The 25255-nt window shown below is 32.3% G+C and carries 17 protein-coding genes; 10 read left to right on the top strand and 7 right to left on the bottom strand.

From position 1 onward, the window contains the following. From ACIQZC_RS01810 to ACIQZC_RS01800, 3 genes are all read right to left on the bottom strand, one after another. Window positions 1-423, bottom strand: a 423-nt coding sequence (locus ACIQZC_RS01810) for a hypothetical protein (RefSeq protein WP_396137527.1), incomplete at its 3' end; no start/stop codon positions are given. 32 nt (window positions 424-455) lie between these two features. Beyond that, on the bottom strand, window positions 456-1751 hold the full coding sequence (locus ACIQZC_RS01805; protein ID WP_396137526.1) for an MFS transporter: 1296 nt from the start codon (window positions 1749-1751) through the stop codon (window positions 456-458). A 54-nt stretch (window positions 1752-1805) separates the two neighbouring features. Next, on the bottom strand, window positions 1806-2618 hold the full coding sequence (locus ACIQZC_RS01800; protein WP_396137525.1) for a M48 family metallopeptidase: 813 nt from the start codon (window positions 2616-2618) through the stop codon (window positions 1806-1808). A 166-nt stretch (window positions 2619-2784) separates the two neighbouring features. Between ACIQZC_RS01800 and ACIQZC_RS01795 the strand changes: the two genes are divergently transcribed. Next, entirely contained in the window at window positions 2785-3645 is an 861-nt protein-coding gene (locus ACIQZC_RS01795) for an alpha/beta fold hydrolase (protein WP_396137524.1), read from the top strand. A gap of 137 nt (window positions 3646-3782) precedes the next feature. On the opposite strand, the gene glmM is transcribed toward ACIQZC_RS01795, so the two are convergent. After that, window positions 3783-5180 (bottom strand): phosphoglucosamine mutase, encoded by a 1398-nt coding sequence (gene glmM / locus ACIQZC_RS01790; RefSeq protein ID WP_396137523.1) that lies wholly within the window; start codon window positions 5178-5180, stop codon window positions 3783-3785. Between the two features lie 100 nt (window positions 5181-5280). Between glmM and ACIQZC_RS01785 the strand changes: the two genes are divergently transcribed. The 5 genes from ACIQZC_RS01785 to ACIQZC_RS01765 all read left to right on the top strand — a co-directional run bounded on the left by ACIQZC_RS01785 (window position 5281) and on the right by ACIQZC_RS01765 (window position 12544). Beyond that, window positions 5281-5865, top strand: coding sequence for an ACP phosphodiesterase (locus ACIQZC_RS01785; RefSeq protein ID WP_396137522.1), 585 nt, complete (start codon window positions 5281-5283; stop codon window positions 5863-5865). Between the two features lie 53 nt (window positions 5866-5918). Further along, complete coding sequence (locus tag ACIQZC_RS01780) at window positions 5919-7736, top strand: chloride channel protein (RefSeq protein ID WP_396137521.1); 1818 nt, start codon at window positions 5919-5921, stop codon at window positions 7734-7736. A gap of 170 nt (window positions 7737-7906) precedes the next feature. After that, complete coding sequence (locus ACIQZC_RS01775; RefSeq protein WP_396137520.1) at window positions 7907-8869, top strand: Fic family protein; 963 nt, start codon at window positions 7907-7909, stop codon at window positions 8867-8869. Between the two features lie 82 nt (window positions 8870-8951). Further along, on the top strand, window positions 8952-11786 hold the full coding sequence (gene uvrA, locus ACIQZC_RS01770) for an excinuclease ABC subunit UvrA (protein WP_396137519.1): 2835 nt from the start codon (window positions 8952-8954) through the stop codon (window positions 11784-11786). A 32-nt stretch (window positions 11787-11818) separates the two neighbouring features. After that, complete coding sequence (locus ACIQZC_RS01765; protein ID WP_396137518.1) at window positions 11819-12544, top strand: TIGR00730 family Rossman fold protein; 726 nt, start codon at window positions 11819-11821, stop codon at window positions 12542-12544. Between the two features lie 37 nt (window positions 12545-12581). On the opposite strand, the gene ACIQZC_RS01760 is transcribed toward ACIQZC_RS01765, so the two are convergent. Next, window positions 12582-14603, bottom strand: coding sequence for an endonuclease (locus ACIQZC_RS01760; RefSeq protein ID WP_396137517.1), 2022 nt, complete (start codon window positions 14601-14603; stop codon window positions 12582-12584). 227 nt (window positions 14604-14830) lie between these two features. Here ACIQZC_RS01760 and ACIQZC_RS01755 point away from each other — a divergent pair, with 227 nt between their 5' ends. The 4 genes from ACIQZC_RS01755 (at window position 14831) to ACIQZC_RS01740 (ending at window position 23979) form a co-directional block, all read left to right on the top strand. Beyond that, window positions 14831-17581: an aminopeptidase gene (locus ACIQZC_RS01755; RefSeq protein WP_396137516.1), complete on the top strand. Its 2751-nt coding sequence runs from the start codon at window positions 14831-14833 to the stop codon at window positions 17579-17581. A 183-nt stretch (window positions 17582-17764) separates the two neighbouring features. Further along, window positions 17765-20167: a thiamine pyrophosphate-dependent enzyme gene (locus ACIQZC_RS01750; RefSeq protein ID WP_396137515.1), complete on the top strand. Its 2403-nt coding sequence runs from the start codon at window positions 17765-17767 to the stop codon at window positions 20165-20167. Continuing rightward, the gene (locus ACIQZC_RS01745; protein ID WP_396137514.1) at window positions 20167-20730 is read left to right on the top strand and encodes an anthranilate synthase component II; all 564 of its coding nucleotides are present in this window, start codon (window positions 20167-20169) and stop codon (window positions 20728-20730) included. Before ACIQZC_RS01750 ends, ACIQZC_RS01745 begins: the two co-directional genes overlap by 1 nt. Window positions 20731-20940: 210 nt before the next feature. Beyond that, window positions 20941-23979: a choice-of-anchor I family protein gene (locus tag ACIQZC_RS01740; protein WP_396137513.1), complete on the top strand. Its 3039-nt coding sequence runs from the start codon at window positions 20941-20943 to the stop codon at window positions 23977-23979. 51 nt (window positions 23980-24030) lie between these two features. Here ACIQZC_RS01740 and yaaA read toward each other — a convergent pair whose 3' ends face one another. Next, entirely contained in the window at window positions 24031-24789 is a 759-nt protein-coding gene (yaaA, locus tag ACIQZC_RS01735) for a peroxide stress protein YaaA (protein WP_396137512.1), read from the bottom strand. A 28-nt stretch (window positions 24790-24817) separates the two neighbouring features. Next, window positions 24818-25255, bottom strand: a 438-nt coding sequence (locus tag ACIQZC_RS01730; protein ID WP_396137511.1) for an RluA family pseudouridine synthase, incomplete at its 5' end; no start/stop codon positions are given.

The following is a 25255-nucleotide window of genomic DNA, read 5'->3' as shown; positions in this document are numbered from 1 at the left end:
ATTCATAGTTCCTCCAAAAGAAGACATATAAGTATCGGCTGCGAAATTAGGATTATACTTTAAATAAGTAAATCCTTCAGAAGCAGGACTTGAAGCATTAAATGTAAAGTTACCCGTTGAAGCGTTGGGAAACTGAATAATAATTGCTAATACTGGTGAAGAATTATCTAATAATGATAAATTCAACATCCCTTTATTGTTAATTACAGTATAATTTCCTCCACCTGTAGCACCATCTTGAAGAGTTCCTTCCCATTCATACAAAACTCCATCCAATTTAAAACTCCACATATAAATACCAGAAGAACTTCCATTGTTAGCGCTTGGATCAATAGCAGGATCTATGGGTTCGTTACTACAGGAATTTAATACAAAAGAAATTGCAATTAAAAATAAAAATGAGATGCGTTTTATTGGTTTCATAAATTAAATAGATTAAGTTTTCAAATATAAAACTAAATTTTATTTTTTGGCACTCTAAAGAGTAAAAGTAATCCTACAATAAAAAATATAATTAAAAATAAGATAGCATTTTGAATACGCCCAGTAATATCTGCAATATAACCGTAAGTTAACATCCCAATGACAATGCCTATTTTTTCGGCAACGTCATAAAAACTAAAAAAAGAAGTAGTGTCTTTTGCATCTGTTGGAATCAACTTAGAATAAGTAGAGCGCGATAACGACTGAATCCCTCCCATTACTAATCCTACACAAAATGCAGCTATGTAAAAATCATTTGGTGTAATTACAAAATAGGCATACGTACATATGCAAATCCACAAAAAATTTAACACTATTAAAATCTTTATGTTTCCATATTTTGAAACCAATTTTGAAGTGATCCAGGCTCCAAAGACCGCTACTAATTGAATGACTAAGATACTGACTATTAAGCCAATGGTTCGTTTACTATCACTTCCCCAATTTACTTCTTTTTCTCCAAAATAGGCCGCAATGATCATTATAGTTTGCACCGCCATACTGTACACGAAAAAAGCACCTAAATAACGTCTAAGTGCTATGATATGCTTGATTTGTTGCCAAACTTTATTCAATTCTTTAAAGCCGTTAAAAATAATATCTACGTGTAATTTCTTATCGTTTCTATGATTTGGCAAGTAATAGTAAGTATATTGACTAAAACCAATCCACCATATTCCAACTAAAACAAAAGAATAACGCATCATTTGAATGGCTTTACTTTCATCAACCAAAAGAACCATCGCTAAACAAATAAGCAGCAAAATCACGCTTCCTATATAGCCTAAACTAAACCCTTTTGCACTGATACGGTCTTGTTCTTCTTTAGGAGCGATGTCTGGCAAATACGAATTATAAAACACCAAACTTCCCCAAAAGCCTATTAATGCTAGTAAATAAATTAACAGACTTACAACTATATTTTCTAATGAAAAAAAGTACAAACTCATGCAGGAAATTGAACCGAGGTAACAAAAAAACTGCAAGAAAAATTTCTTATTTCCTAAATAATCTGCTATACCAGAAAGAAGTGGTGAAATAACTGCTATAATTAAAAATCCAATGGCGGTTACATAAGGAATTAAAGCATCACTTTGAATTGTGAATCCAGCAAGTTGAATTTCTTCGATTTCTTTTTGTCTAAATAAGGCACCGTAATAAATTGGAAAAATGGTTGAAGCAATTACTAAAGTATACACCGAATTTGCCCAATCGTAAAAAGCCCAAGCCTGCATTAATTTGGGAGATCCTTTTTCTAAATTTTTCATATATTAAAAATCCCAGCGTGTTAAGTTGGGATTCAAATATAGTATTTTATTTAGTTATTTAAAAGTAACACCGAATTTTGCAGCTTCGGCTTTAGCCTGAGGTAATAAAGCTGTTAATTCTTTTATACGGGTTTCGTTACTTGGGTGTGTACTTAAAAACTCAGGTGGTGTTTTACCTTTCGAAAGTTCAGACATGCGTTCCCAAACTTTTACTGCATTAATAGGATCATAACCCGCAATAGCCATTAATGTTAATCCAATCATATCAGCTTCACTCTCGTGACTTCTACTAAATGGCAATACTCCTAACACTTGCGAACCCGCACCATATGCTTGCATAGCTTCATTTTGGTATTTTGGCGTATATTTTTCAGCGGCTACAGCAGCGCCAACAGCGCCTATTTGTTGCAATAGTCCAGCACTCATTCGTTGTTGTCCGTGATTTGCCAATGCATGCGCTACTTCATGTCCCATTACAGCAGCAATACCTGCATCGTCTTTACAAACGGGTAAAATTCCGGTATAAAAAACAATTTTACCACCAGGCATACACCACGCATTAAGTTCTTTACTTTCTATCAACTTATATTCCCATTGATAGTCTTTTAAATAGTCTGGTTTACCATTTGCTGTTAAGTAACGCTCTGCAGCAGTTTTTATTTTCGAACCAATGGTTTCTATTCGTTTAGCATCTGTAGTTCCTTTAATAACTTTATTTTCTGATAAGAATTGATTGTATTGCTGAAAAGCAGAAGGAAAAATTTGACTATTTGGTACAAAAGCCATTGTGCTTTTTCCGGTAAACGGATTTTTAGCACACGAAATAATCAATACAAAAAGCAGCAAAAATTTTAGGTGATTTTTCATAAAGCAATTGTTTATTTTAATTACAAATTTACTCATTTTATTATATTTTTATGATGGTAATTTTATATTTTTTTTAATTATTAAATTTACTTTCTATTTCATTTTTTAACATAAATAAATAGAATATACACCTTAATTTATTGTAATTTGCATAAAAATAGTGAGCATGTCAAAAAATATAAACAAAGTGGTTCCAAGCCAAAAAATCCCTAAAATAATTATTGTAATTGCGCAATTTTTACAAGCTTTTTCTAAGAAATTAGCCACTTTGTATGCTGCAAAATTATTTACAACTCCTATAAGACATAAAATGCCAAAAAGAGAATTGGCAATGGATCAAAATAGTACACAACATATTATGCAAGTTCCTGCCATTAATAAAGAAATTGTGGTTTATGAATATGGTAAGAGTGATAAGAAAGTTTTATTAGTTCATGGTTGGTCTGGAAGAGGCACTCAATTAGTAAAAATAGCTGACGAATTAATCAAAAAAGGTTTCATGATTATTAGTTTTGATGCACCTGCACACGGAAAATCGAAAGGCAGTTATACTATTATGATTGAATTTATTGCTTCCATTTTAGAACTAGAAAAAAAATATGGCCCTTTTGAATATGCTATTGGTCATTCTTTAGGAGGAATGTCGATCTTGAATGCGATAAAACAAAATTTAGCCGTAAAAAAAGCAGTTACCATAGGAAGCGGAGATGTAATTCAAGATATTATTGATGATTTTGTTAAAAAGTTAAAATTAAAATCCGACTATGGTTTGTATTTAAAAGATTATTTTGAAACCAAATTTAGTGGAAAAATGGATGATTATTCTGCATACAAAGCGGCACAAATGATACAGATTCCTGTTCTGGTGATTCATGATCTAAACGATGGTGAGGTATCAGTAAATGGAGCTTATCATATCGAAAAGCATCTGGCTCATTCTGAATTATTAATTACAGAAGGTTTAGGGCATCGTAAAATTTTAGGAGATCCAATTGTTATTGAAAAAATTCTAACATTTATTGAATAAAGAAGCTGTCTTAAAAGTAAAAAACAACGTCTAATTTGTCATTCCGACGACAGGAGGAATCTCATAATCAGCGTTATGTGATTTCTCTCTATGGTCGAAATGACAAACTTTCGACTTTTTAGACAGCCTCTTATAATTTATATTCCTGCTATTTCTTTTAATTCATTTACAAAACGTTCGGCTAGTATATCCGCTTCGTTTTGTGTGGGCGCTTCAGTATAAATTCGAATTATAGGTTCTGTGTTTGATTTTCTTAAATGCACCCATTCGGTTGGAAAATCAATTTTTACACCATCAATTGTTGTAATATTTTCTGTTTTGTATTTATCCGTTAAGGTTGATAAAACATTATCTACATTTATTTGAGGTGTGAGTTCAATTTTATTTTTGCTCATGTAATATTGTGGATACGAAGCTCTAATTTCGGCCACCGTTTTATCTTGTTCAGCTAAATAAGTTAAAAACAAAGCAACGCCAACCATACTATCGCGTCCATAATGTGAAGATGGATAAATAATTCCTCCATTTCCTTCACCGCCAATAATCGCATTGGTTTTCTTCATTAACTCTACTACATTTACTTCTCCTACAGCACTTGCTTGATAAGTTCCGCCATGCTTTTCAGTAATATCTCGTAAAGCACGAGAAGAAGACATATTTGAAACGGTATTTCCTGGAGTTTTAGACAAAACATAATCGGCAACAGCGACTAAAGTATATTCTTCTCCAAACATTTCTCCATCATTAGAAATAAACGCTAAACGATCTACATCGGGATCCACTACTATTCCAAAATCGGCTTTTTCTGCTACAACTAACTTACATATATCTCCCAAATGTTCTTTCAGTGGTTCTGGATTATGAGGAAAATGACCATTAGGTTCGCAATATAATTTTACTACCTCAACGCCCATTTGTTCTAGTAAATTGGGGATAATAATTCCTCCCGAGGAATTAACACCATCGACTACCACTTTAAACTTTTTGGTTTTAACCAAATCGGCATCAACTAATGGCAATTCTAATACTTCATCGATATGGATATCCATGTAAGCATTATTCTCGGTTACTTCGCCTAAATTATCTACATCTGAAAAATCAAAAGCTTCCTTTTCTGCAATTTCTAAAATTAATTCGCCTTCCTTACCACTTAAAAATTCACCTTTTTCATTAAGTAATTTCAAGGCATTCCATTGTTTCGGATTGTGTGAAGCGGTTAAAATAATTCCGCCATCTGCTTTTTCTAATGGTACCGCAATTTCAACTGTTGGTGTAGTTGATAGGCCTAAATCAATAACATCAATTCCTAAACCAACCAAAGTATTCATAACTAAATTATGAATCATTGGCCCTGAAATTCGTGCATCGCGACCAATGACTACTTTTAATCGTTCATTTCCTTTTGAAGCATGTCTTATTTTTAAAAATGAACCGTATGCCGATGCAAATTTCACGGCATCAACCGGAGTTAAGTTATCTCCTACTGCCCCACCTATAGTTCCTCTGATTCCAGATATTGATTTTATTAATGTCATTTCTTACAAATTAATTTAAATTACAAATATAAAAGATGTTGTTGGCAAAGTGACACATCCATGTCTATTTTTTTTATATTTACAAAAAGAATCTACTAAAATGAATTATCTAGCTCATGTTTATTTGTCTGGTACAAATGATTTGATAAAAGTTGGCAATTTTATGGCCGATAGCGTCAAAGGCAACCAATATCTAAATTATGAGAAAGAGTTACAGCATGGAATTTTACTACATCGGCACATTGATAGTTATACTGATGCACATCCTATTTACAGACAAAGTAAGCATCGATTACATGAAAAATATGGTCATTATTCAGGTGTAATTATGGATATTTTATATGATCATTTTTTAGCGAAAAACTGGGAAAAATATTCGTCTATTTCGCTTCCAGAATTTGCGATAAATTTTTATCAAATATTAGAAAATAATCTTGATCTACTTCAAGAAAAAACCAAGAAAATTGTTCCTTATTTAGTAACTCAAAATTGGTTTGAAAGTTATGCATCAATAACAGGAATTGAAAAAATTCTTTTTCAAATGGATTACAAAACACACCATAGAGTTGCGATGCAAGAAGCTGTGGTAGAACTTAAATACTATTATCAAGAATTTGAAAACGAATTCACCTTATTTTTTGAAGAATTAATGCTATCATGCGAAGTAAAACGTGCTGAATTTTAATAATTTTTATTTTACACAGAATAATTTACCTTCGTAAAAAATACAACAATATAATGTCATCAAAAAAAAGAAATTACTTTAAAACCATACTATATAAGAATTTTAGACGGTTAGAGGGTTTTATTTTTTTATTAAAAGCAATGTTAACACCTAGACAATTTATTTATTTGTCTTGTGTACTAGTGGGGGTTTCTTCTGCAATGGCGGTTATTTTACTAAAAACATTTGCTCACTGGGTTTTTAAATCTTCTCAAAAACTCGATGATGTTTTTCATTTACCTTTTAGCAACAGCACTTTACCTATTATTGGAATTATCATCACTGTAATCATTATCAAAAAAGTTCTTGATGGGTCCATTGAAAAAGGTACGTCTCAAATCATGTTTGCTGTAGCAAAAAAAAGGGGGATTATGCCCAGAAAACAAATGTTTGCGCAAATCATTACTAGTTCGTTTACTGTTGGAATGGGTGGAAGTGCAGGATTAGAATCACCTATTACCATTACAGGAGCGGCTTTTGGAAGTAATTATGCGCAAAATTACAGACTTAGTTATAAAGACCGAACATTATTATTGGCATGTGGTGTAGCGGCTGGTGTAGCGGCTGCATTTAATGCTCCAATCGCAGGTGTTTTATTCGCTATCGAAGTAATTTTAGCCGAAATAAGTATAACTGCATTTATTCCAATTATGATTAGCGCAGCAACTGGTGCATTAATCTCGACCATTGTTTTAAATGATACTATTCTTTTCTCATTTAAAAAAGTACAGTTTTTTGATTTTCATAACTTACCGTATTATGTTGTGCTAGGAATTTTAAGCGGATTTGTTTCAATTAATTATGCACGAACATTCAGGAAAATTGAACATTTTTTTTCCAAATTAAAATTCAATTACATTAATAAAGCATTATTTGGAGCTGGAATTCTTGGGATATTAATCTTCTTTTTTCCTTCCTTATTTGGCGAAGGTTATGAAAGTATTAAACTATTAGCAGATAATAATCCAGAAAGATTAATGCAAAATACTGTTTTTGAACCTTTTAAAGATACTCGCTGGATACTATTACTTTTTGTGAGTACAACAATGTTCATAAAAGTATACGCAACTAGTTTAACTCTTGGAGCAGGCGGAAATGGTGGCAATTTTGCTCCGTCACTTTTTGTGGGTTCTTATTTAGGGTTTTGTGTGGCCTATTTTATTAATCTTCTTGGTATCACTAAACTTCCTGTTGGAAACTTTACTTTAGTGGGAATGGCAGGAATTTTAAGTGGGTTATTTCATGCGCCACTTACCGCTATTTTCCTTATTGCTGAGATTACAGGTGGCTACAATTTAATGGTTCCTTTAATGGTAGTTTCTTCGGTAAGTTTTGCAATTTCTAAACGCTTTGAACCTTATTCGTTTGATATTAAAAATTTAGCCGATAAAGGAGAAGTTTTTACCGATAATAGAGATACCAATATTCTTAATTCTATTGATGTTTCAAAATTAATTCAAACCGATTATAAATCAATTTCGTTAGATAGTAGTTTAGAAGTTTTAGTGCAAAAAATTCAAGAATCAGACGATTATGTATTTCCGGTTTTAGATAATGATAATCATTTAATCGGATTGATTGTATTGGATGATATTCGCCCAATTGTATTTTCAGCATTTAAAGTGAAATATACCTCGGTTGAAGAAATCATGCAACCTCCTAAAGAGATTATTTTCTACGATGAAACTTTAGAAACTATTATGGATAAATTTGATACTTCTGATTGTAAAGTACTCCCCGTTTTAAAAGATGGGATCTTTCTTGGATTTATCCACAAACATCTAGTATTGGAAAAATACAGACACCGCTTGAAATCAATGATTATTGAGTAAATCAAGTACAAGAACTAATTAATTTCAATTATAAGGTAAATTCCAATAACCAAAATTCCAAATTCCAACATCTGAATATTCAAAATCAATTGTCAAAAATTTAAATATCGGATAAAATATTTTTTTATTCTATCCGATATTAGTACATTTGTGGTTGAAATATAAAAACCATGTGGAATATCGACCTATCTTACCGAGAAGAATTTCAATCAACTTTCGATAGATTGTATGATAAACTAGCTGTGCTCAATCAAAACAGACCACTTCCCTATTCGGCTATTTCAAAAATTAAAGAATCACTTTCTATAGAATGGACTTATAATTCTAATAGTATTGAAGGTAACACACTTTCACTTCGAGAAACACAAATGGTGCTTCAAGATGGTATCACAGTAAAAGGAAAATCATTAAGAGAGCATTTTGAAGCAAAAAATCACGAGCATGCGATTAATTATTTGTATCAAATTGTTAATGAAGATTACATCCTTAGAAGTATTGATATTTTGTCGCTTCATGGTTTGGTATTAAGAACAATTGAAGATGATTATGCGGGAAGAATTAGAAACGCTGGCGTAAGAATTACTGGTGCAAATTTTATTCCTCCAAACGCTAACAAAGTTTCTGATTTACTAGACGAATTGATTCAGTTTATAAACGAAAATCCGTTGCAATTGAATGATATTGAATTGGCTACTATATTTCATCATAAATTAGTTTGGATTCATCCTTTTTTTGATGGAAATGGAAGAACCGTTCGTTTAGCTATGAATTTATTACTCATGCGAAAAGGCTTTCCACCTGCCATCATTTTAAAAAACGATAGAAAAAAATATTATGATGCTTTAAATCAAGCAAATAATGGTAATTATCAAAAGTTAACTTTGCTAATGTGTCAAGCCTTGGAAAGAACGGTTAATATTTATTTAACTTCTATTCCAAGTGATAACGATGAAGAATATCAATCTATCGCTAACATTGTCAATGAACCTAATACACCCTACAGTCAGGAGTATGTTAGTTTATTAGCACGGCAAGGAAAAATTGATGCTTATAAAGAAGGTAGAAATTGGGTCACTACAAAAAAAGCAATCAATGATTACATCAATAATAGACAAAGAAAGCGTTTGCTTTAACGCTTTCTTTTTTAATTTCTTACCCTATACATACTATAAAAATTAGTTTGAAATCAGTATCTTTGCGTTTTGCCAAAAATTTATGCAACACACAACTGAAGAAACTATCGAAATTATTGGTGCTAGAGTCCATAACCTTAAAAATATAGACGTATCCATTCCTCGTGAAAAATTGGTTGTCATTACAGGTTTATCGGGTTCTGGAAAATCTTCATTGGCTTTTGATACCATTTATGCCGAAGGACAGCGCAGATATATCGAAACATTTTCGGCTTATGCACGTCAATTCCTTGGCGGATTAGAGCGTCCTGATGTGGATAAAATCGACGGACTTTCTCCAGTAATTGCCATTGAACAAAAAACCACGAATAAATCGCCACGCTCAACCGTTGGAACAATTACTGAAATATACGATTTTTTACGTTTATTGTATGCAAGAGGTGCCGATGCGTTTAGTTATAATACGGGCGAAAAAATGATTTCCTATTCGGATGACCAAATTAAATCGCTTATTTTAGAAGATTTTAATGGAAAACGCATTTCTATTTTAGCACCTGTTGTTCGTTCTCGAAAAGGACATTATCGGGAATTATTTGAGCAAATTGCCAAACAAGGTTTCTTAAAAGTTCGTGTAAATGGTCAGATTCGGGATTTAGAATATGGCATGAAAGTCGATCGTTATAAAACACATGATATTGAAATTGTTATTGATCGAATGGCTATTGATACCGAAGAAGATACCGACAAACGTTTGTCGGAAAGTATTAAAACCGCTATGTATCATGGCGAAGATGTAATAATGGTAATCGAACAGGAAAGTCTGGAAGTGCGCTTTTATAGTCGAAATCTGATGTGTCCGTCTTCTGGAATTTCGTATCCAAATCCTGAACCCAATAATTTTTCATTCAACTCTCCAAAAGGTGCTTGTCCATGTTGCAATGGATTAGGAACTGTGAATGAAATTAACTTACAAAAAATCATACCCAATTCGAAATCATCCATTAAAAATGGTGGTTTTGCACCTTTGGGCGAATATAAAAGTTCTTGGATTTTTAAGCAACTAGAAATTATTGCACAAAAACATAATTTCAAAATAACCGATGCTATTGAAGATATTCCGCAAGAAGCCATGGATATGATTTTATATGGTGGAAACGAAAAATTTTCTGTTGTGTCAAAGGTTATGGGAATTACTAAAGATTATAAAATCGATTTTGAAGGAATTTCAAACTTCATTAAAAATCAATACGATAATTCCGATTCGGCAAGCATTAAACGTTGGGCAAAAGAATTTATGGACGAAAATAATTGTCCAGATTGCGAAGGTACACGTTTGAGAAAAGAATCCTTATACTTCAAATTAAACGGAAAAAATATTGGCGAATTGGTACAAATGGATATCGCCGAATTATCAGAATGGTTTGCTGGTTTAGACCAACATTTATCTGAAAAACAAAAAATTATAGCGGTTGAAGTGGTTAAAGAAATTACCGCACGCCTGCAATTTTTACTAGATGTAGGCTTAAATTATTTATCACTCAACCGAAGTTCAAAATCACTTTCGGGTGGTGAAGCGCAACGTATTCGATTGGCAACGCAAATTGGTTCGCAATTAGTTGGAGTTTTGTATATTTTAGACGAACCAAGCATCGGCTTGCACCAAAGAGACAACGAACGCTTGATTAAATCGTTAGAAAGTTTACGCGATATTGGTAATTCCGTAATCGTAGTAGAACACGATAAAGAAATGATTGAACGTGCGGATTATGTGATTGATATTGGTCCGAAAGCAGGTCGTTTTGGTGGACAAATCATTAGTAAAGGCACACCTAAAGAATTATTGAAAGAAGATACGATTACCGCACAATATTTGAACGGCAAAATGAAGATTGAAGTGCCAAAAACTCGAAGAGAAGGCAACGGAAAATCCATTAAATTATCTGGTGCTACGGGGAATAATTTAAAAAATGTTTCGATTGAAATTCCGTTAGGAAAATTAGTTTGTGTAACTGGAGTTTCGGGAAGTGGAAAATCAACTTTAATAAACGAAACCTTGTATCCGATATTAAACGCACATTTTTTCAATGCGGTAAAAAAACCACAACCTTACAAAAAAATCGAAGGTTTAGCACATATTGATAAAGTAATAGACATCGACCAAAGTCCGATTGGAAGAACACCACGATCCAATCCAGCGACGTATACCGATGTTTTTTCGGAAATTAGAAGTTTATACACGCAAACACCAGAAGCGATGATTCGAGGATATAAACCTGGAAGATTTAGTTTTAATGTAAAAGGTGGACGATGTGAAACTTGTGAAGGTTCTGGTGTTAGAACTATCGAAATGAGCTTTTTACCCGATGTTTATGTGGAATGCGAAACCTGTATGGGAAAACGTTTCAACAGAGAAACCTTGGAAATACGCTACAAAGGAAAATCAATTTCTGATGTATTGAATATGACAGTAGATGAAGCAGTAGAATTTTTTGAAAACATTCCGAAAATCTATCGAAAAGTAAAAACCATTCAAGATGTTGGATTGGGTTATATTACATTAGGTCAGCAAAGTACAACACTTTCGGGTGGTGAAGCACAACGTATTAAATTGGCAACAGAACTTTCTAAAAAAGATACTGGAAACACCTTTTATATTTTAGACGAACCAACCACTGGTTTACACTTTGAAGACATTCGAGTCTTAATGAACGTTATTAATGTGTTGGTTAATAAAGGAAATACGGTATTAATTATAGAGCACAATTTAGACGTAGTAAAATTAGCCGATTATGTAATTGATATTGGATATGAAGGCGGAAAAGGTGGCGGAGAAGTGGTTGCAAAAGGAACTCCAGAAGAAATTATAAAGAATAAAAAAAGCTACACAGCGCAGTTTTTGAAAAAAGAATTATCTTAGTAAGCTTTTTTAAAAATAAAAACGAAACAAATATGGCAGCAGATCAATACGAAAACGACGATCATAGAATTCATGCAAAATTTAAGCAAAAAACTTGGAATGAAATACGCTCAAACGATTCATGGGCAATTTTTAAAATAATGTCAGAGTTTGTAAATGGTTATGAATCTATGGGAAGAATAGGCCCTTGTGTCTCTATTTTTGGTTCGGCAAGAACAAAACCAGAAGATAAATATTATTTATTAGCTGAAAAAATTGCTTACAAAATTAGTAAGGCAGGCTATGGTGTTATAACCGGCGGCGGTCCTGGAATAATGGAAGCTGGAAATAAAGGCGCACATCATGGTGGCGGAACATCGGTTGGTTTAAATATTGATTTACCATTTGAGCAACACTTCAATCCGTATATCGATAAAGACAAAAACTTAAACTTTGATTACTTCTTTGTTAGAAAAGTAATGTTTGTAAAATATTCACAAGGTTTTGTAGTAATGCCTGGAGGTTTTGGAACATTGGATGAATTATTTGAAGCGGTAACCTTAATTCAAACAAAGAAAATTGGAAAATTCCCAATTATTTTAGTTGGAACTGAATTTTGGACTGGATTATTAGATTGGATTAAGGCAGTCATGATTGATAAAATGAAAAATGCAAATCCAGATGATTTAAATCTCATAAAAGTTGTGGACACAGAAGATGAAGTATTAGAAGCCTTAGACAACTTCTACAAAAAATACAATTTATCGCCTAACTTCTAACTAATAAAAAAGTCCTTCAACTGAGGGGCTTTTTTATTTATTTTACAATTATTTTCTTTGTGATAATTTGTGAGCCGTTAGTTATCTTAACTAAATAAACTCCGGCCTTGCAATTTAAATTCAGCTTTATTTCATTTTCAAAATCGATGCGTTGAATTAATTGACCCGTAATAGTAAATACCTCAACGGTTGCATTTCCGTCTAATCCAGAAATAACTAAATAATCTTCAGCAGGATTTGGATACACTACAACACGAGACAAATTTTGACTTTGATTTGATAAAGACGAGAACCATTGTTGGCCATAATTTGCTCCAAAAACATAATTAGCTAATAAAGGGTAATCAATAAATGGGTTGCGATTCATTTGCCAAGTATAAATGTAATTATTTCGATTCATTTCATAATCATCTCTCGGATCAGTTGTATTCCAGTTGAGTAAAGTTGCTAAATCGCCAATATTTCCTGAAGCGGTGGTTGTACTTGGTAAGTATTCATTTGGATCTCCATTCACAACATTCAATCCATTAAAACGAACGGCCATATAAAACAATGCACGTGCTACATCACCATGCCACGAACCCTGTGTATTGGAAGGACCGGTATAAACTGTTGCCGAAGCCACTGTACCATAATTTTTATTATTTCGCGAAGAATTTTCTTGACCATTTTCAACTCGAATATGATGTGCATCAGAAACACCATCTACAACTGAAGCTGCACTTGTTGAACTCCATAAATTAATTCCATCTGCCGAATCATTGTTAGAAACTTCAAACCCTCCTCTTGATTGACAAAAAATATGTTCACGATTCCATTTTCCTACAATACTACTTCCCACTTGTTGATCTAATTTTGCCATTGGAGACTCAATATACATACACCAAACTTGGTTTGAATTGACTGGATTTTGATCTGCAGTTCTGATAATATCCCAAATATCAGCATAACTATGCAGTCTAACTACTGAAGGATTTGCAATAATGTCTTGAACAGCTTGTTTTAAAGCGGCACCGGATAATCCTTCCAATGAATCATAATAACCAGAGGGAATGGTAGGCGAAACAATACCATAAGTTGGATTCAATGGAGTACCAAAACTTTGAACTATAAAATCATTATCATAGATTCTAATATATATATTATCATTATTTTTTACATAACCACTTGGTAGAGTCGATAAAACCAGATGTGTTTCTTCATCACCTTCATAAATAGTATCATCCGTTAAGTTTATAATTGTTGAAGCAGAGGAAGTTCCTGATAAAATGGTTACAGTAACAATTCCTGTTGATGTATTTACATTTGTGCCTGAATAATCTGAAATTGTAAAATTGCCTTCTTGTAGTGTAAACGTAAAAACAAGATTAGAAGTAACTGGTACTGATGTTGAGAATTGTATTGTAAATTGTTGGCCCTCATTAAAATTATCAGCAATCATTGAAGTTGATAAATAATTAAGAGCAACTCCAGTTCCGTCATTATTAACACCTGGTGTTGGTGGTTTAACTTCATAAGTGCCATCATTTTTTCGCTGAATTGACTTTGATATGGAATTGGTTGTTTCAATATCTGCAGTACTTACCGTGAGGTTTAAAAGCGCCATTAAATTTGTGGCTACGGAAGTATTACTATTTGAATAAGCAATTGCATCTATTAAATTTGTAAGTGTTGCAGTAGTACCTGTTGTAGTTGTGTATGGAAAATCGGTTGCGTTACCAAGATACAATGCTACAACATCAGGTCCGTTCTGAATTTTATTGCTTGGAATAGTTCCAATAGGCGACGGCGAAACTAAAATATTCCCAAAATGAGCAATTCCATTTGCATCAGTAACAAAACCATCTAAGTCATAAGCATAATAGCTTGCCGTATTGGATTCATTAAAAAAAACAAGGACATAACCGTTTAAGGAAAAATTAGGAGTTGACGATTTTAACTCTACAAACTCCCTAACATCGCTACCCGGATTATCAGCATCGATCTCATTGATGAACACTTGTGAAACTGATACATTGAAAAAAATAAGAGAAAAAAATAACAAAATATTTTTAAACATCATTTACTATTTTATTCAAAGATACTATTTTTTAACGATACGTTATTTTTGAAACATGAGATACTAAGAATATTAATCTAAAATTAAGTTGCGTTTTTGTCGTTTTTAACTATTTTTATAAAAATTTAGTAGTAAAACACAAACTATACTCAAAATTGAAATACAATTGTTTATTTGGTATTCTTTTATTTTTCACTATATCAGCCTCAGCGCAACATTATTCTAAAATGAATGTTGTTGTCGATGCTGAAAATAAAATGTTGTACATAAAGCAGTATTTAACCTACAATAACACTTCAAACGATACGATATCAGAAATTATTCTTAATGATTGGAATAATGCCTTTTCTTCAAAAAAATCTGCACTTGCAAATCATTTTTCAGATGAATTTATTCGAGCCTTTCATTTAGCAAAAGAAAAAGACAGAGGCTTCACCTCAATTATAGCGATTAATGATATAAATCAAAATAATATTCAATGGCAACGTCAAGAAAAACATATTGATGTATTAAAATTACTGCTTAACTCCCCTATTTTACCTTGTAAAAAGGAAACCATTATATTAGAATATTCCGTGAAAATTCCAAATGAAAAATTCACAAAATATGGATTTGATAAAGACGGAAATCTTATTTTAAAACATTGGTACTTATCACCTTCACAATATGAAAACAAACAATTTATTCAACAAAGCAATGAGAATTTGGACGATATTCCAAATGCGCTAACCGATTTTGAAATAGAAATAGAAACACCATCCCATTTAAAATTATCAAGTAATTTAGACGAAAAAAAAAATCAATCAAGCGATAACAAAAACTATTATTTTTTAAAAGCAACAAATAAGCAGGAAGCCGTACTTTACTTACAGACAAAAAACACATTTAATACCTACAAAAATGAACTAATTGAATTGAGCTGCGGGATTGATGATTCTAAAGTAAATGAAACAAAAAAAGCAGAACTCATTGATAAAATCACTCGTTTTACGGATGAAAAACTTGGGAAATCGTTTACCCATAAAATACTAATTTCGCAAGAAGATTATCAACGACAACCGTTTTACGGTCTTAATCAATTACCTGGGTTTTTAAGTCCTTTTCCAGATGAATTTATGTTTGAACTTAAATTTTTAAAAGCGTATTTAAATAATTATCTGAAAGAAAATTTACAACTAAATCCTAGAAAAGAAGCTTGGATATATGATGGAATTCAAGTTTTTTTGATGATGAACTATATCGAAAAATATTATCCAAATAGTAAAATGACCGGTAATTTAGCAGACTTAAAAATCCTTAAGTCCTATCATTTCATTAATTTACCGTTCAATCAGCAATACAATTATTTACAAATGTTGATGGCTCGAAAAAATTTGGACCAAGCACTAAACGAGCCCAAAAACAAATTGATAAAATTTAACGAACAAATTGCAAATAAATACAAAGCAGGCTTAAGTTTAAACTATTTAGATAATTTTCTAGGCAATCAAATTGTGAATTCTAGCATAAAAGAATTCATGTTGCTTAACCAATATTCTAGCTCAAATACAAGACAATTTGAAACGATTTTAGAAAAAAATGCACCTAAAAATATCGATTGGTTTTTTAAAACTATGATTGAAAGTCGGGATCTTATTGATTTTAAATTCGGTAAAGTCACCAAGACTAAAGACGCTATTTCGTTTACAATAATTAATAAAACAAATACAAATGTGCCCATCTCATTGTACCAATTGAAAAATAATACTATCGTAAACAAAATGTGGTTTGAAAATATTAAAACCGATTCGATAATTACAATTCCAAGATTAGAATCTGATAAAATTGTTCTTAATTATAATAATGAAGTTCCAGAATACAATTTACGTAATAATTGGAAATCATTTAATGGTTTTTTCTTTAACAACAGACCCTTTAAATTAAATTTCTTTAAGGATTTAGAAGAACCACATTATAACCAAATATTTTATGTTCCTGAAGTGGAATTTAATGCCTATGACGGAGTTTCAATAGGTTTAAAAATCAATAACCGATCTATTTTAAATAAACCGTTTACTTTCAGTGTTTCTCCAATGTTGTCAACAAATACTGGCACACTCGTTGGAAAATTCAATGCTATGGTTGAAGATAATATAAGAGAAAAAGGAAAATTATACAATATCAGATACATCATTACTGGAAATCGTTTTCATTATGCGCCAGATGCTTTTTACACCAATTTAGTTCCGATTGTTCAATTCCGATTTAGAGATGAAAATTTACGCAAAAATAAATCTGAATTAATTCAACTAAGACAAGTCTATATCAATAGAGAAAAATCGGCATATACACTTGATTCAAGTACTGAAAACTATAATATTTTTAACGCAAAATACAGCAATTTTCAATCAGAAGGAACAAAACATTTTTATTATTCTAATGATTTTCAATTAGCCAGTTCTTTTGGAAAAATTGCCACCGAAATACACTATCGAAAATTATTCAAGAACAATCGTCAAATAAGTTTGAGATGGTTTTTTGGTGCTTTTATGTATCGAAGTACCAATTCAGATTTCTTTAGCTTCGGTTTAGATCGTCCAAATGATTATATGTTTGATTATAATTTACTTGGTCGCAGTGAAGCTACTGGAATTTACAGCCAACAATATGTTTATGTAGAAGGTGGATTCAAATCAAAACTAAAGGATCGATTTGCCAACCAATGGATGAGCACAATAAACGCTACTTTTAATGTTTGGAATTGGATTCAAGTCTATGGCGATGTTGGAATGATGAAAAACAATTACAGCAATTCAAAATTTGTATATGATTCAGGTTTGCATTTAAATCTTGTTCCCGATTATTTTGAGTTATTTTTACCTGTTTATTCCACGAATGGATTTGAATTAAACTCGAATAATTATGGAGAAAAAATTAGATTTGTAGTAACGTTAAGCCCAAAAACATTGGTTTCATTATTTACCAGAAAATGGTTTTAATATAAAATTATAGGTTTTATTACGAAATTCACAACTGTACCTACCTAATTACTGAATTCATTGGTTTTTTTAAACCAAAACCTTTGATAAATTAGTAATAATTAAAAAAAAGAAGTCGGTCATATTGTTTTATAATTCTGATTTAATTAAATTTGTTAAAATATCAATTTCGTAGTAACGTTTATGGAAAAAGCAATTACATCTGAAGTAGTCTCTTTTGAGGATTTCAAAAATGAAGTCCTCAATGATTATAAAATTGGACGTATCAGTAGAGAATGTAGCTTATTAGGTCGAAAAGAAGTCTTAACCGGAAAAGCCAAATTTGGTATTTTTGGAGATGGAAAAGAAGTTCCTCAATTAGCTATGGCAAAGTCTTTTTTAGAAGGTGATTTTCGCTCAGGCTATTATAGGGATCAAACTTTCATGATGGCTATTGGACATTTAACAATAGAACAATTTTTTGCAGGATTGTATGGGCATACCGATATAAATTTTGACCCAATGAGCGCCGGACGACAAATGGGCGGTCACTTTGCTACCCATTCATTAGACGAAAATGGAAATTGGAATAACTTAACTGAACAAAAAAATTCTAGTTCAGACATCTCTCCTACTGCCGGGCAAATGCCTCGCTTATTAGGATTAGCACAAGCTTCAAAAATTTACAGAAATGTTTCTGGAATTGATCAAACTAACTTTTCAAAAAATGGAAATGAAGTAGCATGGGGAACCATCGGAAATGCTTCTACTTCTGAAGGATTATTTTTTGAAACCATCAACGCCGCTGGTGTATTACAAGTACCAATGGTCATGAGTGTTTGGGATGATGAGTACGGAATTTCGGTCCATGCACGTCATCAAACTACCAAAGAAAATATCTCCGAAATATTAAAAGGTTTTCAAAGAGATGCTGATAATAAAGGTTACGAAATTTTACGCGTTATGGGTTGGGATTACCCTTCATTAGTAGAAACCTATCAAAAAGCAGCTGAAATTGCGCGTGAGGAACACGTGCCAGTTCTTGTTCATGTTCAAGAATTAACACAACCTCAAGGACATTCAACTTCAGGTAGTCACGAACGATATAAGAATGAAGAGCGATTAGCTTGGGAAGCAGAATTTGATTGTTTAACTAAAATGAAAACGTGGTTAGTTGACAATAATATTGCCGCTTTAGAAGAATTAGACGCCATTGATAATCAGGCCAAAAAAGACGTTTTAGAAGGAAAGAAAACGGCTTGGTCTAACTTTATAAACCCTATAAAAGCAGAACAACAAGAATTAGTCAGTTTATTAAACTCAATTGCTTCTGAAAGTGCAAATAAAGTTTTTATAGAGAAAATTGCTAATGATGTTGCATCAATAAAAGAGCCTATTCGTAAGGATATTCTCACTGGTGCTAGAAAAGTACTTCGTTTGATTATTACTGAAAATTCTCGTGCCTCTTTAGCAAGTTGGATTGAAAATTACACTGAAAAAATTCAACCAAAATTCAGTTCGCACTTATTTTCACATTCAAAAAAATCGGTAACCAATATAAAAGAAACTGCAGCCACTTATGATGCAACTGCAGAAGAGGTCGATGCTCGTTTAGTTTTAAGAGATAATTTTGATGCTATTTTTTCAAAATATCCTGAAACACTAATTTTTGGCGAAGATTCAGGTAATATTGGTGACGTAAATCAAGGTTTAGAAGGAATGCAAGAAAAATATGGCGAATTACGTGTTGCCGATGTGGGTATTCGTGAAGCTACAATTTTAGGTCAAGGTATTGGTATGGCAATGAGAGGATTACGTCCTATTGCCGAAATTCAATATTTAGATTATTTATTATATGCTATTCAGATCATGAGTGATGATTTAGCAACCTTACAATATAGAACAGCTGGACGTCAAAAAGCGCCTTTAATTATTAGAACTCGTGGTCATCGATTAGAAGGTGTTTGGCATTCAGGTTCGCCCATGGGAATGATTATTAATGCAATTCGAGGCATCCATGTTTTGGTTCCTAGAAATATGACCAAAGCGGCAGGTTTCTACAATACACTTTTAGAATCTGACGAACCTGCTTTGGTAATCGAATGTTTAAATGGTTACCGATTAAAAGAGAAAATGCCTACTAATTTAGGTGAATTCAAAACAGCTATAGGCTTGGTTGAGACAATCAAAACAGGAACTGACATAACTTTAGTTGGTTATGGCTCAACTTTGCGTTTGGTAGAACAAGCCGCTAACGAATTAGAATCGGTTGGAATTAGTGCCGAAATTATTGATATTCAATCGTTATTGCCTTTCGATATCAATCATGATATTGTGAAGTCAGTAGCAAAAACAAATCGTTTATTAGTAATTGACGAAGACGTTCCTGGCGGAGCTAGTGCTTATATTTTACAAGAGATTATTGAAAATCAAAAGGCCTACCAATATTTAGATAGTGCACCACAAACATTAACTGCAAAACCACACAGACCGGCCTATGGAACTGATGGCGATTATTTTTCAAAACCATCTGCCGAAGATATTTTTGAAAAAGTATATGCAATTATGAACGAAGCTAATCCGTCTAAATATCCTAATTTATATTAATGAAAATTGCAGTCATTGATAATTACGATAGTTTCACCTATAATTTAGTCCACTACTTAGAAGATTTAGGTGCTAAGGTTACTGTTTTTAGAAATGACGAATTTGAATTAAAAGAATTAGATGCTTTTGATAAAATAGTTTTATCACCAGGTCCAGGAATTCCAAGTGAGGCTGGTTTGTTGAAAGAAGTCATACAAACTTATGCTAAAACCAAAAGTATTTTAGGAATTTGTTTGGGATTACAAGCTATTGGAGAAGTTTTTGGTGGCACAATAATCAATTTAGACAAGGTGTATCACGGCGTTGCTTCAAAAATTACGATTATTGAAAACGATAATATTTTCAACGATTTGCCAAACCAAATTGAAGTAGGACGTTATCATTCTTGGGTAATTTCAAATGACAATTTTCCGCAAAATTTAATAATCACTTCTGTAGATGAAAACAAAAACATTATGTCGGTTAAACATAGTGTTTACGATGTTCGAGGTGTTCAATTTCATCCAGAAAGTATTTTAACTCCCGATGGAAAACAGATTTTAGAGAACTGGCTTTCTAACTAAAACTTTTTAAAACTTGCATTAATTATAGATTTTGAGAATTTTTAATTTTAAGTTAAGTTAATAATGTGGTAAAAAAAATACTAAAAAAGTAGTGATAATTTGACAATTTGTAAAGATTCAAACAAACTTCTTTACTGTTTATTATTTTTTGAATAATGATATTTTAATCTTGTCAATTGATATTTGTAGTCATCTTAAACTATAAAAATCATGACAAAAAATTACTTTAAAAAAGAAACCTTACTATTTAGTTTATTATTCATTTCTTCTTTTACTTGGGGACAAAATTTAGTTCATTATTGGAACTTTAATGATAATGCTTCAATAGCAGCAATAACAACTCCATCTCAAACAGCAGGAGGGGCATCTCTACTAGCTGTGAATGCAGGTACTAGTGTAATTAATTTAAGTGGTACTGCACAAAACTTCGATGTTCAAAATTTAAATGCTAGAAATAGTGATGTCTCTGGTACTCATTTACGTTATGATAATCCTATTGGTGGCGCTTTGATTTTTACGTTGCCAACTTCTGGATATGAGAACATTATTGTGAAATTTGCAACCAGAAGATCGGGTTCTGGTGCGGGAACTCAAACTTGGTACTATACTTTGGATGGTTCAAGCTATGTTGTTTTTACATCTGTTACAATTAATGATGCTAATCCAGCATTGACCACTTTAGATTTATCTTCAATAACAGGAGCAAATAATAATGCAAATTTTAAATTAAAAGTTGAATTTGCACAAGGAGCTGGTGGAACGGTTGGAAATAATCGTTTTGATAATTTTACTTTAGAAGGAACAACCGTAGGAGGTGGAGATACAACTCCGCCAACAGCTACAATAGTTCCAGCTAACGCTGCTGTGAATATTGCTACGACTACAAATCCAACAATTACTTTTAATGAAGCTGTACGATTGATAGATAATAGTGCCATTACAAATACAAATGTGGATGCTTTAATTGAATTTCGATTAAGCAATGCAACAGGAACTAGTGTTCCATTTGATGCCACAATTACTGGTAACGTAATTACAATTACACCTTCAGCAATTTTAAGTACTAGCCAATTGTATTATGTAGCTTTACTACCAAATTCTGTTGAAGATTTAAGCAATAATGCTTTAACTACTATCCAAACTTCAACTTTTACTACTGTAGTACCAAGTGTTGCTTTTGCATCAAATTTTGTAACAGTTAATGAAACCGCAGGTTCACTTAATTTTACTATAAATTTAGTAAGTCCTACAACTTCATCAGTAGATTTAGTTGTTAAATCTAGTCCATTCAGTACTGCAAATGCATCTGATTTTACATTAGCGACTCAAACACTAAACTTTACAAGTTCTAGCCCTTTAACACAAACGATAAGTATTCCAATTATAAATGATACTGCCTTAGAACAACAAGCGGAATATTTTGTTTTAAGCTTAGAAAATCCTGTTGGAGTAAGTGTAACAGCTACTGCTAGCACAGCAACCATATTTATTATAGATAATGATGATTTGGCACCTGTTCCTTCACAAGAAATTGAACTAAATTACATTGGTAGTTTTGACCCATCGGCTACAAGTTCAAGTACTTGTGAAATCGTAGTACACGATCCAGCATCTCAACGTTTATTCACAACAAGTGCCATCGCAGGATTTTTGGATATAATTAATTTTTCAAATCCAGCAGCACCTATATTGGTGTCATCTATCAATATGAACACTTATGGTAGTGTAACTTCAGTGGCTGTAAAAAACGGAATTGTTGCTGTAGCTTCACCAAATGTAGACGCAACTTTAAATGGTTCTGTAGTGTTTTTTGATACAAATGGAACTTTTCTTAAGCAAGTAACTGTTGGGGCATTACCTGATATGATTACCTTTTCACCTGATGGAACGAAAGTAATGACTGCTAATGAAGGTCAACCAAACGCAAACTATTCAGTTGATCCAGAAGGTTCAGTAAGTATAATTGATATTTCTGGAGGAATTCTTGCTTTAACTCAATCTAATGTAATAACATTATTATTTACAGCATTTAATACTCAAGAAACTGCACTAATAGCATCTGGAGTTAGAAAATTAAAGCTAACAAGTACTTTGTCACAAGATTTTGAACCAGAGTTTATAACTATAAGTGCCGATTCTCAAAAAGCTTGGGTGACAATTCAAGAAAATAACGCAATAGCAGAAATAAATTTAACAACTTCAACTATTTCTGACCTTTGGGCTTTAGGAGCAAAAGATGTTAGTATTCCTGGAAACGGAATGGATATTTCTGATAACAACGGACAAGTGTTAATTGCAAATTGGCCAATTAAAGCATTTTATATGCCTGATGCAGTTGCAAATTATACTGTAGGAGGAACAACTTATTTAGTAACAGCTAACGAAGGTGATGAAAAAGAATATACTGATCTTAATGAAAGAACTACTGTTGGTGCATCAACTTACATTTTAGATTCAGCATTGTATCCAAATGCTTCAGTTCTAAAACAATCTTATAATATGGGACGTTTTAGAGTGTCAAATTTAAGTGGAAATACTGACGGTGATGCTGATTTTGATGTGATTAGTTCGGTTGGATCTCGTTCCTTTTCAATTTTTAATGCTACCACAAAACAAATTGTTTTTGATAGTGGTGATGATTTTGAAAAATATACAGCTGCCAATTATCCTACTATTTTCAATGCCGACCACGAAAACAATACTCCTAAGGGTCGTAGCCGTGCTAAAGGACCTGAACCAGAAGGAGTAGCAATTGCTCAAATTGGAACCCAAACTTTTGCGTTTATTTCTCTAGAAAGAGTGGGTGGCGTTATGGTTTATAATATTACAAATCCAAACAATGTAACTTTTGTAGATTATAAAAATAGCAGAATTACTTCAGCTTGGGCAGGAGATCATGGACCTGAAGGGATAACTTATATTAAACCTGAAAACAGTCCAAATGGAAAAGCATATATATTGGTAGCTAACGAAATTAGTGGTACAATTACTACTTTTGAAGTAGACACAAATGCATTAACCAATCCTAGCTTTGATTCAGACACTAAAACATTTACAATTTTCCCTAATCCGTCTGAAAATGGAATTGTGTATTTCAATAGAGTTGCTGATTATGAATTATTTGACATATCTGGAAAGAAAATTAGCGCAGAAAAAGAAGCCTATACAATAAATACAAGTCAACTTTCAAAAGGAATTTATTTAGTAAAAACTAGCGAAGGAATTGTAAAAAAATTAATTGTAAAATAAACTATAATTAATAAAGAAACAGAAACCTCTAGCGAAAGTTAGAGGTTTTTTTTATCTCGTAAAGACCAATTTATTTCCTTCTGATAAATTACTATCAAACGCATACCCTTCATAGTTGAAACCTTTTAAATCATCAACTGTTTCAGCATTTGTATCAATAATATATCGGACCATTAAACCTCGAGCTTTTTTCGCGAAAAACGAAATCATTTTGAGTTTACCGTCTTTGTAATCTTTAAATTCTGGAGTGATTATAGCTCCTTTTAATTTTTTAGCATCAACGGCAGAAAAATATTCGTTACTGGCTAAATTCACAAATAACTCGTCTTTATTTAACTCTGAATTTAAATTATCCGTAACTGATGTTTTCCAAAATTCATATAAATTTTTATTCGAACCTATTACTATGGAAGTACCCATTTCTAAACGGTAGGCTTGCATTAAATCTAAAGGTTTCAATACGCCATACAATCCAGATAAAATACGCAATTTATCTTGTAAAATGGCAACTTTCTCTGTAGGTAATGAATAAGCGTCTAAACCTGTATACACTTCACCATCAAAAGTATAAATAGCTGGTCGAGCATTTTCTGGTGTAAAAGGAAGTTGCCAATCTTGATTTCTTTGCCAATTTAAATCTGCTAATTTCACAGAAATATCCATCAATTCCATCAATTGTTTTGGCTTTTTCTTTTTTAACGTTTTCTGAATGGTTTCAGCTTGTTTTAAAAAAGATGCTTCCGAAACTAATGAAGTAGGAAGTTCTTTATCTAAATTTAAAGATTTTGCAGGTGAAATAACAATTTTCATACGATTAAAAGATAATTAAGGATTGAAATTATGTTTCTTCGGAAAACGTTTGTGCTTTTGAATATACCCTCCATTTTTCAATACAATCTTGTAAATCTTGCGGAATTGGCGTATTAAAACGTAAAAATTCTTTGGTAATTGGATGTTCAAAACCTAGTGTTTTGGCATGCAATGCTTGTCTTGGCAAGGTTTTAAAACAATTATCAATAAACTGTTTATATTTTGTAAAAGTTGTTCCTTTTAAAATAGAATTACCTCCATAACGCTCGTCGTTAAAAAGCGTATGACCAATATGCTTCATATGAACCCTTATTTGGTGTGTTCTACCCGTTTCTAATTGACAAGAAATTAAGGTAACGTAGCCAAATCGTTCCAAAACTTTAAAATGGGTAACTGCTGGTTTTCCTTTTTCTTCACTTTCGTGAACCGCCATTTGCATTCGATTGGTATCATGGCGACCGATATT

It is taken from the genome of Flavobacterium sp. (assembly GCF_044338735.1).
Lineage (GTDB): Bacteria > Bacteroidota > Bacteroidia > Flavobacteriales > Flavobacteriaceae > Flavobacterium.
The sequence above is the reverse complement of the archived record's forward strand: the minus strand, read 5'-3'. Positions and strand labels throughout refer to the sequence as shown.